We start from the raw sequence: 12,942 nt of genomic DNA, 5'->3' as shown, positions 1-12,942 counted from the left end.
TTCGCCAAGCGGTAGCGCGACAATGCGATGTTCGATGAAAATGCGACTGAGTCGATATATGTTGACGGGTATACTTGTCCCGTTTTAAAACGCAGGAACGGAGATGGTCACATGGCACAGCCGGATACGACGCGCACGGTGGGGCTTGCGCTCGAGGGAGGCGGCTACCGCGGTATGTATACGGCGGGCGTGCTCGACGTTTGGATGGAGCACGGTTTGACCTGCGACCATATGGTGGGTGTCTCGGCGGGCGCGGCGTTTGGCTACAACTTTAAATCGCGGCAGATTGGGCGCGCCATTCGCTACAACAAGGCCTATTGTGCCGACAAGCGCTATGCGAGCGTGACAAGCTGGCTGCGAACCGGTGACATGTTCAATGCCGATTTTGCCTATCATGAGGTGCCTATCGAGCGCGATCCCATCGACTTGGAAGCGTATCGCGCCTGCCCCATGCGATTTACGTGCGTGTGTACCGATATCGAGACGGGCAAGGCTGTCTATCACGATTTGCCGTATGGCGACGAGCGCGATATCGAGTGGATCCGGGCGTCGTCTGCTATTCCTGTGGCGACGCGTCCCGTTGCTATTGGCGGGCATAAGTATCTGGATGGTGGCGTGGCTGATTCTATCCCCAGCGCATGGCTGTTTGCGCAGGGGTATGACCGCAATATCGTGGTGCTCACGCAGCCGGCGGGCTTTGTGAAGCAGCCTAACAGCGTGATGCCCATGCTGCGGCGCGTGTTCCGTCACTACCCGGAGTTTGTTGCAGCGCTTGAGCATCGGCATGAGGTCTACAATGCCACGCTCGATGACCTGGCGCGTCGCGAGGCTGCCGGCGAGGTCTTTGTGGTGCGGCCGAGCGAATCGGTGAAGGTGCCGTCGCTGTGCCGCGAACCGGATGAGCTCGAGCGCATCTATCAGATCGGCCGCCACGATGCGGAGGCGACCTCGCCCGCGCTGGAAGCGTATCTGGCGGAGTAAGAGTCGCATGCGGAAAGCGCATCCCGGAATGGACGTTCGAACCGGGATGCGCTTTCCGCTATTGAAGATATGAGGTTGCGAATCAGCTGTTCGGCCTATGCCTATGCCTGCTGCCAGGTGTCGACAAGCTCCTTGGCCGCGGCGTAGGGGTCGTCGGCGCTGCAGACGGCGCTCACCACAAAGAAGCCGTCGACGCCGGTGGCCTTGAGCTGCGGCAAGTCGGCCGTCTTAACGCCGCCGCCCACCACGATGGGCACGGGGCTTGCCACGTGGAGTGCGGCCAGGTCCTCAAAGCTCTTGGTGATGATGGAGCCGTCGGCCGCGCGTCCGCAGTCGCGCTTGGTCTCGGTCTCGTGGAGCGGGCCGATGCCCAGGTAGTCGACCAGGCTCATGTCGGCGGTCTTGACGTACTCGAGCATCTCCTCGCAGCGGGCCGAAAGGCCCACGATGGCATCGGGGCCCAGCAGCTTGCGACAGACCTCGACGGGAATATCGCTCTGACCCACGTGCACGCCGTCGACAGCAATACCCTGCTCGCGCGCGGCAAGCACACAATCCAGACGGTCGTCGATCAGCAGGGCGACCTGACCGGTCTTGCCGGCCTGTGCGATTGCCTGCGCGGCATCGCCCGTCAGCGCGATGATCTCGCGGGCGCTTGCCACCTTGGAGCGCACCTGGATGCAGGTAAAGCCGGCGTCGAGTGCCTGGGCCACCACATCGCCCACGGGGCGCCCGAGGGTGTTTTCGGGGCCGAGTACCAGATAGGCGGAGATATCAAGGTTGTCGCGGATGCTCATCGTGCTTCCTCCTGCTTTTTGATCTGTGCTTCCATGCGCTCGAGTTTGCCGGTCATGGTGTCGGTAAATCCGGGTCGAATATCTGCCTTGAGCACGACTTCGGTCCGGATGCCCTTGCTCGCCAGCACAAAGGTTGCGTCGCGCACGACCTGCATGACCTCGTCCCAGTCGCCCTCGATCTCGGTGAACATCGAGCTGGTGCGGTTGGGAAGGCCACTCTCGCGAATGACGCGCACGACCTCGGCGACTTCGGCGGACAGCTCATCGCCGGTGCCGCACGGGGCGATGGCCACGGCGACGAGTGTGTTCATGCCGGCGCTGGTTGTGGACTCGGACATGGCTTATGCCTCCTCGAGTTCGAGTTGGTTGTCGGCAATATCCTGGGCGGTCGCGCGGTAGAGCTCGTCGATAAAGGCGACCTTAAAGCTTGCCGGGGCATCGGCGACAGCGGCGGCACGCGTACCGGCGACGTTGTAGACGGCGGTGCCGCAGATGGCTGCCGTAAACGGATCGGCAGCACAGGCGTACACGGCCAGTACGCCGCCTTGCGAGCAACCGCAGCCGGTGATCTTGGACATGAGCGGGCTGCCGCCGTGGGACTTGGCCACGGTCGTGCCGTCGGTAATCAGGTCGACTTCGCCCGAGACGACCACGGCGCCGCCAGTGTAGCGGGCGAGCGCCACGGCGGCATCGCGGGCGGCGTCGACCGTGTCGGTGGTATCGACACCGCGCACGCGGCTCAGATTGGCCGCCTCGCCTTCAAGACCCCACAGGCCGGCGAGCGCGATGATCTCGGAGGCGTTGCCGCGCACGATGGCGGGCTTGTACTGCTTGAGTTCGTTTACCAACTGGGTGCGCAGGCTGCCAATGCCCAGGCCCACCGGATCGAGCACCCAGGGCTTGCCGGCGTCGTGTGCCGCCTTGGCCGCGCGGGGAATCGTCTGCTCGTAGATGGGGAAGAGCGTGCCCATGTTGAGATAGATGGCGCCGCCGCCGGCAACGAGTGCCTCGCCCTCGTCGGGTAGATAGACCATGGCGGCCGAACCGCCCACGGCGAGCTGCGCGTTGGCGACAAAGTCGATCGTCACCGTGTTGGTGATGGAGCCGGCCATCGGATTGGTGGCGCGAATCTCCCCCACGGCCTTGATCACGTTTTGCTTAAGCTGTTTCGAATCAATCACTGCACATGCCTCCTTGGCATAGAAAAGGGGCGCTGTGCATAGACAGCGCCCCTGTAAAGGCGGCATGCTCCCTACGCCAGCATTAACTGACAGGTTCAAAGGATTGGGCCCCCATGCCCTCTCAGCCTTGTGGTTTGCACCGCCGGCACTCCCGCATCGAATCTGTTGTTCCCTATACTAGCGCACCTGCCAAATAGGGATAGGTTTATTTTGGCAGGTAACAACTGGGGCTTTGCGTTTTCCCAGATAAAACCTGCCAAAATAAACCTGTCCCTTTTTGGCAGGTCGGTACAATAGACGGGATTAAGAATGACCGAGGGGACCTTATGATCAAACTTGTGCTGACCGATATGGACGATACGCTGATTCCTGCTGGACACGATGGCGCCAGCGACTACGCCATCGAGGGCATTCATGCCATGCAAGCGGCGGGCCTGCATTTTGGCCCGGTTTCGGGTCGCCAGCCGTCCGCGATGGGCTGGATGTTCCGCAATCGCTCCGAGTGCTTCTCGACCGGTGCGTTTTGCAACGGCCAGGTGATGTTTGTCGATGGCGAGGCGGTTGCCTCGCGCACAACTGATAACGATGCCCTGATGCGCCTGGCCGACTACCTGGAGCAAGAGACCGACGATACCTATCTGAAGGTCTACCGTCTGGGTGATGACTTTTGGGACAACGACGCCTATTGCGTGACAAGCGATCCCGAGCGTGTGCGTCGCGCCATGGAGTCAGGCGGCAACGCGTGGCTCAAGGGCGAAGAGGCTCCCTGTCGTCCTGTCGTTGACGATGCCCCGGTATACAAGGCGAATATCTGGAGTGCCCGTTCGCGCGAGGAGCTCGCCGAGCTGCGCAAGCGTGTTGCCGCCGAGGTGCCGGAGCTCTCGCTCGTGTTTCCCAACAACCGCGTGCGCCTGTTCGACGTTCTTCCGACCGGCTGGGACAAGGGCTGTGCTGCGCTGGAGCTGGCGCGCGCTTTGGGCCTGACGCCCGACGAGGTGGCCGTATTCGGCGATTCCGATAACGATTTGCCCATGATCGATGCCGTTCCCAATTCCGTTGCAGTCGCCAATGCCAACGAGGCCGTCACGGCTGCCGCGCGCTGGCATATCGGCGCTGCGGCAGACGATGCGGTCGCCGGGGCTCTACATCAGATTGCCGCCTGCGCCGCGACGGGGGAGATGCCGTCGTTTATGCGTCAGATGGACGCGACGGGTTTCGACGTCACGAACGTCTAGGGAGGGCGCTATGAAGCTTCAGCAGCTCAGATATGTTGTTAAGGTTGCCGAATGCGGCAGCATCACCGAGGCCTCGCGCCGGCTCTTTGTGTCGCAGCCTTCGATTACCGCGTCAATTCGCGATCTCGAAAACGAGATGGGTGTACACATCTTTGAGCGCACCAACAAGGGCGTCATTGTGTCCGAGGAAGGCGAGACCTTCTTGGGCTACGCGCGCCAGGTGCTCGACCAAGCCGACCTGCTCGAGGGCAAGTACAAGGGCACATCCGAGCAGGTGCCGCACTTTAGCGTGAGCTGCCAGCATTATTCCTTTGCCGTTAACGCGTTTGTTGACGTGATCCGCGAGTTCGATGCCGCGCGTTACGACTTCACCCTGCGTGAGGAGCAGACTCACGAGATTATCGAGGATGTCGCGCATATGAAAAGCGAACTGGGCATCCTGTACTTATCCGAGCATAACCGCGAGGTTATCGAGCGCATGCTTGCCGCCAACGAGCTCGTATTCGAGGGGCTCTTCTGCGCCACGCCGCATGTCTTCGTGTGCGCCGACCATCCACTGGCGGACCATGCCAGCGTGACGCTCGAAGATCTCGAGGACTACCCGTTCCTGTCCTATGAGCAGGGCAGCTATAACTCGTTTTACTATTCCGAGGAGCTGACCTCGACCTTTGAGCGCCGCAAGAATATCCGCGTGCGCGACCGTGCGACGTTGTTCAATTTGGCCATGGGCCTCAACGGCTACACGGTATGCTCGGGCGTGATCAGCCACGAGCTCAACGGCCCCGGCATTATCTCGATTCCGCTCGACGTGGACGAGTACATGGAGATTGGCATTATCACGCGCAAGAACACGACACTTACGCGCTACGGGCAGGCCTATATCGAGGCGATTCGTCAGCACATCTAGGCTGCTGTGCTCCGCGCGGGTCAAATTTCTTTATGGCAGTCCAGACTGATATAGGAATCATCTATATCAAACTGTTATAAACGTATATTTTACGATGGCTATATGAGCGCTCATACTCTGTCCCAGTAAAGCAACCAATGCAAAGGGAGATATCTATGAGCACCTTGATTCAACCGAACGCGCCGTTTCGCGCCGATATCGTCGGCAGCTTTCTTCGTCCGCAGGCCGTAAAGGACGCTCGTGCTGCCTATGCGGCAGGCACGCTTGATGCCGAGGGGCTTAAGGCCGTCGAGGACGATGCCATCCGCGATTTGGTGGCAAAGCAAAAGGCCGCCGGCCTGCAGGTGATCACCGATGGCGAGTTCCGCCGCAGCTACTGGCATCTCGATTTTATGTGGGGACTCAACGGCATTGAGCGCCGCGCCTCGCGCACGGGCTACATGTTCCACGATGAGGAGACTACCGCCGACACTGCCGTGGTGACCGGTCCCATTAGCGGCGAAAACCATCCGTTCGTCGAGCACTTCAAATTTGTCAAGGCGCTCGAGGGCGAGGGCCAGGTCGCGCGCCAGACCATTCCGGCGCCGATCCAGACGTTCTCGGAGGTTACGCTCGACCGCTGCGATGGCCAGCAGGAGAGTCTGCGCGCCGTCTACAAGACTGACGAAGAGCTCGCCGATGCCATCGCCGCAGCATACCGCACCGTGATTGCCGACCTGTATGCCGCGGGCTGCCGCAACATCCAATTTGATGACTGCACCTGGGGCATCTATTGCGATACCGACTTTGTGTCCAAGACCGGCATGAACCCGGTTGACCTGCAAAAGGTGAGCGAGCTGGGCGTGGCGCTCAACAATGCCGCCATCGCGGGCAAGCCCGACGATCTGGTCATCAACACGCATGTATGCCGCGGCAACTACCACTCCACCTACGCTTTTGAAGGCGGCTACGACCCCATTGCGCCGTATCTGTTTGCGCATGAGGACGTTGACGCGTTCTATCTGGAGTTCGACACGCCCCGCGCCGGTGGTTTTGAGCCGCTCAAGTACGTTGCTCCCGGCAAGAAGGTCGTGCTGGGCTTGGTGACCACCAAGGCGGCAGAGCTCGAGAACGAGGATGTTATCGTCGAGCGCATCCGCGAGGCGGCAAAGTACGTGCCGCTCGAGAACCTGTATCTGTCTCCGCAGTGTGGCTTTGCCAGCTGCGAGATTGGCAATAAGCTGACCGAGGACGAGCAGTGGGCAAAGATTGCGCTGGTCAGGCGCATTGCCGAGCGCGTTTGGAAGTAACGCTACCGTTTGCAGGTGACGGCGCGTGCGAGACATGGCGTATCACGTACAATGGTTCGGATCGTATCGTTCGGGCAGGTTATCCGATATGCCTGATCGCCCTTCCATTCGAAAGGACTTCCATGTCCCAGTCTTCGACGCCCGCCGTCACCGATGCCATCTACGATGCATCGTCGCTCGGCCGCCCGCGCATGTTCCCGCTCGGCCTACATATGCGCGTGGACGCCATTTTTAATGCGTCAGTATCCAGTGGATGCCGCGCGCCATGCGCAGGTCAGTTTGGGCAAAGTGATTGCCGGGGTTGAGCTCCAGCGTTGTTGGAATGTCACGCTCGATAAGCAACTCTTCCATCGCGTGCGTATCGTCGAGTACGTGCCGCATCATGCGGTTGGGCGTCTTGGTTTCCTTTTTACCGAGCGACAGATAGGCGGCGTCGGGCGTAGCTGTCATCGTGCGCTCGCGCGCGTAGTCGATAAAGCCAGGGAACCACAGCGACCCCGATGCACTCGCTGCGCGCTCAAAGACATCTGTTTGCCAAAGTGCCCACAGTGCAAAAAGACCCGCCAACGAGTAGCCGGCAACGCCGCGCCAGGCAGGCGGTTGCGGGAGCGATGATTCGGCCTGGGGGATTATCTGCTTCAACAACTCGTCAAGAAAACCAGCAGCCTGTCCGCCAAAGGGCTCGGCATCTCGTATAGTTCCGTCGCATGCCCAGGGGCTCAGCTCGCGATTCCAATCGAGCCCTCCAATGGCGACAAGGGTAAACGGCGGGCAGTCGAGCTCTCGGCAGCGCTCGTAGACTTCACTACCGTCGCCCATGACAACGGGGAGGTAGATGACGGGCGCGCCCTCCGCACACTCTGAATAAACGGTTATCTGCTTATGATGCGCTTCCAAGGCAGGCTTCTCTCGGTGTTGTGATATTGACAGCCTCAATTGTCGCACGCTGGCACGGGGGCAGACGCTAAAAGAAAGGCGCGGAGCCGCTCGATGCGACTCCGCGCCTTGTTGTTTTGCTTTAGCAGACTATGCCGTTACGCTACGAAGAAGTAGACGAGGAAGGCAAGGGCTGCGATCCACATGAGCGGCTTGATCTTGGAGGCCTCGCCCTTAAAGAGCGCGACGATCACGTAGGCGATAAAGCCCAGGCCAATGCCGGCAGAGATGGAGTAGGTGAAGGGCACGCCGGCGACAATCATGAACGCCGGGAAACCCTGCGACACGTCGGACCAGTCGATCTCGGAGGCCTCGCTCATCATGAGGTAGCCGACGTAGACCAGAGCACCGCAGGTGGCGGCGCTGGAAACGATGGTGACGATGGGGGAGAAGAACGCGGCGAGAATGAACAGCACGCCGGTGGTGACGGAGGTGAGGCCCGTGCGGCCACCGTCGGCGGCGCCGGAAGTGGACTCGACGAAGGTGGTGATGGAGGAGACACCCATGAAACCGCCCACAGCAGCGGCGGCGGAGTCGACGATCAGGATCTCCTTGATATTCTCGACGTTGCCGTCGTCGGTGAGGAACTCGCCCTGCTTGGCCACGGCCATCGCGGTGCCCATGGTGTCGAAGAAGTCACTCATGAGCAGCGAGAACGAGATGACGAGGAGCGCGGGGTCGGTAAGGACCTTGACGATGGCGGGCACGCCGCCGGCGTCGGCGATGGGGCCACCGATGCTCGAGAAGTCGAGCGGGGCGATGATACCGGTCGGAGCCTGGGTCACACCTAGGGGGATACCGGCGATGACGGCGACGACGATGCCGATGAGCAGCGAGCCGGGGACGTTGCGGCAGGCGAGGGCGACCGTCACCAGGATGGAGATGATGCCGACGATGAAGGTGGGGGAGGTGATGTCGCCCAGATCGACGAGTGTACCGGCGCCAGCGGTGATAATGCCGGCATCGCACAGGCCAATCATGGCGATGAACAGGCCCAGACCCACCGAGATGGCGTGACGCAGGACAACCGGGATGGCGTCCATGATGGCCTCGCGCAGGCCACAAAGCACGAGCAGCAAGATGACGATACCCTCGAGGAAGATGACGCTCATGGCCACGTGCCAGTCACCGCCGCAGACGGTGGTGGTGATTCCAGCGATCATCGCGTTGACGCCTAAGCCCGACGCGCAGGCGAGCGGGCGGTTAGCGAAGATGCCCATGCAGATGGTCATGATGCCAGCGCCCAGACAGGTGGCGCAGGCGAGCGCTCCCGCATCGATGCCAGCGCCCGAGAGCACTGCGGGGTTGACGGCGATGATGTAGGCCATCGCCAGGAATGTTGTCAGTCCAGCGCGAAGTTCGGTCCCGATTGTGGACTTGCGCTCACTGACGTGAAATAGTTCGTCCATGCATACCCTTTCCTTGTTCGGCCCCGAGTTTAGGCCGATTGACACGAACTCACCCACTATAGCCCCTTTACGACGCTGTTGTTCCTCGCATGTTGATGTTCGGCGCTTTGTAGCAGACGGACGGTATTTTTCGCATGAAAATGTGTGGGTACCGTATACTTAAGCGGTTACAACGACCCCTATGGAGGAACGTATGATTAAAGAGCTTTGCCACGACGAGGCTATCCTGTCCCAGCGTTGCGAGGTTGCGACCGTCGAGGACGAGTCGGTTGCTCAGGACCTGATCGATACCATCAAGTCGCTCGACGATGCCGGCTGCCTTGCCGCTAACCAGATTGGCGTTACCAAGAAGGTCTGCGTCTACCTGGACGACGCCGGCGAGCCCCACGTGCTCTACAACCCCCGTCTGGTGTTTGGCCTGGGTGCCAGCAAGATGGAGGAGAGCTGCCTGACGCACGAGGAGGTCACCAAGTCCACGCGCTATATCAAGTGCAAGGTCGCTTATGACGTGATCGTCGACGGCAAGATGCGCGAGCGCAAGCAGGACTTTGTGGGCTTCGAGGCGCAGATGATTCAACACATGATTGACCACTGTCTTGGAAAGTTGGTCTAAGGGGACCAAAGCACCGCACTTCGTCTCTTTTGGCCCGGGCATGACATTGTTGTCATGTCCGGGCTTTTGTGTTTAGCGCCTCTTTGTTTGGTGACAATGAGTTTAGCAAGAACGAAAAGCTAGGAGGCGCTATGTGTACGAGCATTCGATTTACCGATAATTCTGGCCACATGTATCTGGGCCGCAACCTCGACTGGAGCTTTGACTACGGCCAACAGGTTCGCGTGATGCCGCTCGGGTTCCATATCCCGTATTCGTATATCGATGATGCGACGGCGGCGCACGCGGTGATCGGTATGTGCATCGATTACAAGAACTACCCTATGTTCTTCGACTGCGGCAACGATGCGGGCCTCGCCGTGGCGGGTCTCAATTTCCCGGGTTATGCCGAGTATGCCGAGGACCCTGTCGACGGCAAGACCAATATCGCAGCCTATGAGTTTCCCCTGTGGGTGGCAGCGACGTTCTCGACGGTCGACGAGGTCGAGGCCGCGCTGCGCGATACGGTGATTGTCGCCAAATCTGCAGGAGAGGGGCTGGGCGTGTCGCTGCTCCATTGGATTATCGGCGACAGCCAGCGCAGCATCGTGGTCGAGATGATGGCTGACGGCCTGCATGTATACGACGATCCGGTCGACACCCTTGCCAACCAGCCGACCTTCCCGTGGCACATGGAAAACCTGCGCACCTATATCACTGCCACAAGCGATTTTCCGCAGACGGCGACATGGCGTGGCGCCGAGCTCAAGCCCTATGGCGCGGGTGCCGGCATGCGCGGTATTCCGGGTGACTGCTATTCGCCGAGCCGTTTTGTAAAGGCGGCGTACCTCAATGCCAATTACCCGCAAAAGGAGAGCGAGACCGAAAACGTCATTCGCATGTTCCGTTCACTCGAGGGCGTGGTGATGATTGAGGGGGCGTCCAGGATGGGCGATGGCAAGTTCGAGAAGACTATCTATACCGGATGCTTTAGCGCGCGCACGGGCAATTATTACTACGCGATGTATGGGGATCCGTCGATTCGCTACGTGAGCCTGATGGATGCCGAGGGCGCGAGCCCCGATAGGCTCGTGGTTCCCGAGCCGCGTCGTTCGTAGGTGAGAAGTCCGTCGCGATACAAAGCGGCCCTGCATCTCTCGTGAGGTGCAGGGCCGCTGTCGTCGATTCGCGGCGTTGCTAGAAGTTGGCGTCGTTGAGTTGTTCACTCTCGAGGCCGTCGAGCTGTTGCTGCTCGGGCGTATCGGCGACGCTCTCGAGCAGCTCAGTGGGATCGACGTTCATATTCCTACCGGCCTCGTTGCCGTTGACCAGGTCGTCCGAGAAGATGTCGACTTCCATTTCCTCGGCTTCCTCGATCTGAACTTCGAGTGGCACCTGGGTGCGTACAAGCTTGACTGCCGGACGCATGCGGGCAAAGAGGGGCACGTACTCGATGATGATGGCCGAGTTCTCTAGGCCGTACCAACGTGCCGGGCTTCCGCAGGCGCGGCGGACGGCGTACTTGATGGCCATCACGCGGTGGTCGTTGCGGTTGATGTCCGTTTCGGGGGCAAGCATCTTGCGTAGCATGCAAAAACGGAAGTCGCCCACGTTGCCGCGGGTCTCGTAGATGGAGTAGGTGTGATGCTGCGGCGGCAGCTCACCCGATGCCATCAAGTCGCCAACGATCTGGCGCAGGTAGGCGTTAACGCGCTGATTGACCTTAAAGCCCAGGTCCAAGCGCACGCGGAACAAGAAGTCCGTGCCAAAGGTCTCAACGGAATACTCATGCGTATAGGGCTCATCGGTAACGTGCACGTTGATGAACCAGTATGCCTTGGCGCGCTTGGGATGCTTATCCAAGATGGAATAGAGCACGTCGCGGTCGAGCGTGAGCGGGTCGGGGCTGTTGGTAAGGAACACCAGATTGTCGGCGAGCACGGGGTAGGTCTCGTCGTTACGCAGACGGTTGAGCTGATCGATGTACTTGGAGACGGGCAGCAGAATCGTCTGCGTGCGCTCGATGGCGGTGCCGCGGCGCCACACATACATAAGGCCAAACAGCAGCGAGGCCAAGAAGATCATGACGTAACCGCCGTCAAAGAACATGGTGAGGCACGAGGCAAAGAAGCAGAGCTCGATGGCGCCAAAAAGCAGGGCGAAGACACAGGCGCCCAGCTTGTGCTTGAGAATGCCGGCGATATAGCTCGTCAAAAGCGTCGTGGTCATGAGCATGGTCACGGTGATGGCGAGGCCATAGGCGCTTTCCATGCGCTCGGAGTTCTGGAACAGCAGCACAATGAAGATGCAGCCGACCCACATGATGTTGTTGACGAGCGGAATATAGAGCTGACCCTTGGTGTCGCTGGGGTAGTGGATGCGCAGATGCGGCATAAGGTTGAGGCGCGTTGCCTCGGATACCAGCGAGAACGAGCCGGTGATGAGCGCCTGCGAGGCGATGATGGCCGCTACGGCCGAAAGCACGATGGCAAAGGGGCGCAGGGGCTCGGGAAGCATCATGTAGAACGGGTTGACGATATCCATCGCGAGCATCTGGGGGTTGGAGTTATTGGCGAGCAGCCAGGCTCCCTGACCCAGATAGTTAAGGATGAGGGCCGCCTTAACAAACGGCCAGGATGCGTAGATATTCGCTTTGCCCACGTGGCCCATGTCCGAGTAGAGCGCCTCGGCACCGGTTGTCGACAGGAAGACAAAGCCGAGCACCATGATGCCCGAGTGGTTGATGGGCGAGAAAAGGAACATGATGCCGCGGATGGGGTTGAGCGCGCGCAGGATGGACAGGTTGCCGAGCATGTTGAACAGGCCGGCGCCTGCCAGGAACAGGAACCACAGCGTCATGAGTGGGCCGAACAGCTTGCCGATTGACGAGGTGCCGGCGCGCTGCATGGCAAATAGGCCGCAGATAATAATGATGGTGATAATGATGACGTTGGTCTGGCCATCACCCAAAAGCGCATGGCCCCACTCGATAGTGCGTAAGCCCTCGATGGCCGTGGTGACCGTGACGGCGGGGGTGAGGATGCCGTCGGCGAGCAGTGCCGCACCGCCGATCATGGCGGGCAGAATCAGCCATGGTGCCACTTTGCGCACCAGGCTAAACAGGGCGAAGATGCCGCCTTCGTTGTGGTTATCTGCCTTCATGGCGATCAGCACGTACTTGACCGTGGTCACGAGCGTCATGGTCCAGATGACGAGCGAGAGCGCGCCCAGGATCATGTCCTCGCTGACGGTACCGATGCCGCCGTTGTTGGCGACGATTGATTTCATGGTGTACATGGGGCTCGTGCCGATGTCGCCATAAACGACGCCGAGCGTTACGAGCAGCATGCCAGCGGAGAGGGGAATGGCTCCATGCCCGCCTTGACTACGCTGGTCTTGGGGGCTTACCTCCATTTTGTTGTGTGCCACGTGGACTCCCTTAGACATCCGGTTATCTGTCTAGGACAGATAACCTTTATGCCGTCTTTATACATACAAGAGCAGTTTGGCACATCGGGTGATTTTAGACAATAATCCCCATCTGGGGAGTAGTTGTTTGCGCAGGTAGCATTTCAAAGCAGGGGCACTTCCGGCTGTGTGGTTTGCTGCAATGTG

Annotated in this window: 12 protein-coding genes and 1 riboswitch; of the genes, 6 read left to right on the top strand and 6 right to left on the bottom strand. The window is 60.0% G+C overall.

The window, feature by feature from the left end; all coding sequences use genetic code 11:
- The first annotated feature begins 111 nt into the window (after nucleotides 1-111).
- A complete protein-coding gene (locus tag AAAX32_RS01975) occupies nucleotides 112-981 on the top strand; it encodes a patatin family protein (RefSeq protein WP_349099788.1) in 870 nt (289 codons plus the stop codon).
- Between the two features lie 101 nt (nucleotides 982-1,082).
- Here the strand turns inward: AAAX32_RS01975 and AAAX32_RS01970 are convergent, their stop codons facing one another.
- From AAAX32_RS01970 to thiM, 3 genes are read right to left on the bottom strand one after another with little or no spacing between them, the layout of a single operon-like run.
- Nucleotides 1,083-1,778 (bottom strand): thiamine phosphate synthase, encoded by a 696-nt coding sequence (locus AAAX32_RS01970; protein WP_349099786.1) that lies wholly within the window; start codon nucleotides 1,776-1,778, stop codon nucleotides 1,083-1,085.
- Nucleotides 1,775-2,116 carry a thiamine-binding protein gene (locus AAAX32_RS01965; RefSeq protein ID WP_229108032.1) on the bottom strand — a complete coding sequence of 114 codons (342 nt, stop codon included), beginning with the start codon at nucleotides 2,114-2,116 and terminating at the stop codon, nucleotides 1,775-1,777. The genes AAAX32_RS01970 and AAAX32_RS01965 overlap by 4 nt, the downstream gene beginning before the upstream one ends.
- A 3-nt stretch (nucleotides 2,117-2,119) precedes the next feature.
- Complete coding sequence (gene thiM / locus AAAX32_RS01960; RefSeq protein ID WP_349099784.1) at nucleotides 2,120-2,959, bottom strand: hydroxyethylthiazole kinase; 840 nt, start codon at nucleotides 2,957-2,959, stop codon at nucleotides 2,120-2,122.
- Between the two features lie 51 nt (nucleotides 2,960-3,010).
- A riboswitch (TPP riboswitch) is annotated at nucleotides 3,011-3,122 on the bottom strand.
- A 163-nt stretch (nucleotides 3,123-3,285) separates the two neighbouring features.
- On the opposite strand from thiM, the gene AAAX32_RS01955 reads away from it, so the two are divergent.
- The 3 genes from AAAX32_RS01955 (at nucleotide 3,286) to AAAX32_RS01945 (ending at nucleotide 6,390) form a co-directional block, all read left to right on the top strand.
- On the top strand, nucleotides 3,286-4,194 hold the full coding sequence (locus AAAX32_RS01955) for an HAD family hydrolase (protein ID WP_349099782.1): 909 nt from the start codon (nucleotides 3,286-3,288) through the stop codon (nucleotides 4,192-4,194).
- A 10-nt stretch (nucleotides 4,195-4,204) separates the two neighbouring features.
- Nucleotides 4,205-5,101 carry a LysR family transcriptional regulator gene (locus AAAX32_RS01950; protein ID WP_089572921.1) on the top strand — a complete coding sequence of 299 codons (897 nt, stop codon included), beginning with the start codon at nucleotides 4,205-4,207 and terminating at the stop codon, nucleotides 5,099-5,101.
- Nucleotides 5,102-5,256: 155 nt separating this feature from the next.
- A complete protein-coding gene (locus AAAX32_RS01945) occupies nucleotides 5,257-6,390 on the top strand; it encodes a 5-methyltetrahydropteroyltriglutamate--homocysteine S-methyltransferase (RefSeq protein WP_349099780.1) in 1,134 nt (377 codons plus the stop codon).
- A gap of 231 nt (nucleotides 6,391-6,621) precedes the next feature.
- On the opposite strand, the gene AAAX32_RS01940 is transcribed toward AAAX32_RS01945, so the two are convergent.
- Nucleotides 6,622-7,287 carry an alpha/beta hydrolase-fold protein gene (locus tag AAAX32_RS01940; protein WP_349099779.1) on the bottom strand — a complete coding sequence of 222 codons (666 nt, stop codon included), beginning with the start codon at nucleotides 7,285-7,287 and terminating at the stop codon, nucleotides 6,622-6,624.
- Nucleotides 7,288-7,424: 137 nt separating this feature from the next.
- Nucleotides 7,425-8,735 (bottom strand): NCS2 family permease, encoded by a 1,311-nt coding sequence (locus tag AAAX32_RS01935; RefSeq protein WP_349099777.1) that lies wholly within the window; start codon nucleotides 8,733-8,735, stop codon nucleotides 7,425-7,427.
- Between the two features lie 193 nt (nucleotides 8,736-8,928).
- Here AAAX32_RS01935 and AAAX32_RS01930 point away from each other — a divergent pair, with 193 nt between their 5' ends.
- Complete coding sequence (locus AAAX32_RS01930) at nucleotides 8,929-9,348, top strand: peptide deformylase (protein WP_117746174.1); 420 nt, start codon at nucleotides 8,929-8,931, stop codon at nucleotides 9,346-9,348.
- Between the two features lie 131 nt (nucleotides 9,349-9,479).
- Nucleotides 9,480-10,445, top strand: coding sequence for a choloylglycine hydrolase (bsh, locus tag AAAX32_RS01925; RefSeq protein WP_349099776.1), 966 nt, complete (start codon nucleotides 9,480-9,482; stop codon nucleotides 10,443-10,445).
- Between the two features lie 79 nt (nucleotides 10,446-10,524).
- Here the strand turns inward: bsh and AAAX32_RS01920 are convergent, their stop codons facing one another.
- Nucleotides 10,525-12,741 (bottom strand): KUP/HAK/KT family potassium transporter, encoded by a 2,217-nt coding sequence (locus tag AAAX32_RS01920; RefSeq protein WP_349099941.1) that lies wholly within the window; start codon nucleotides 12,739-12,741, stop codon nucleotides 10,525-10,527.
- Nucleotides 12,742-12,942 lie beyond the last annotated feature (201 nt).

It is taken from the genome of Collinsella sp. CLA-ER-H3 (genome assembly GCF_040092425.1).
Lineage (GTDB): Bacteria > Actinomycetota > Coriobacteriia > Coriobacteriales > Coriobacteriaceae > Collinsella.
Note: the sequence above shows the minus strand (reverse complement) of the source record. Positions and strands in the feature narration are given on the sequence as shown.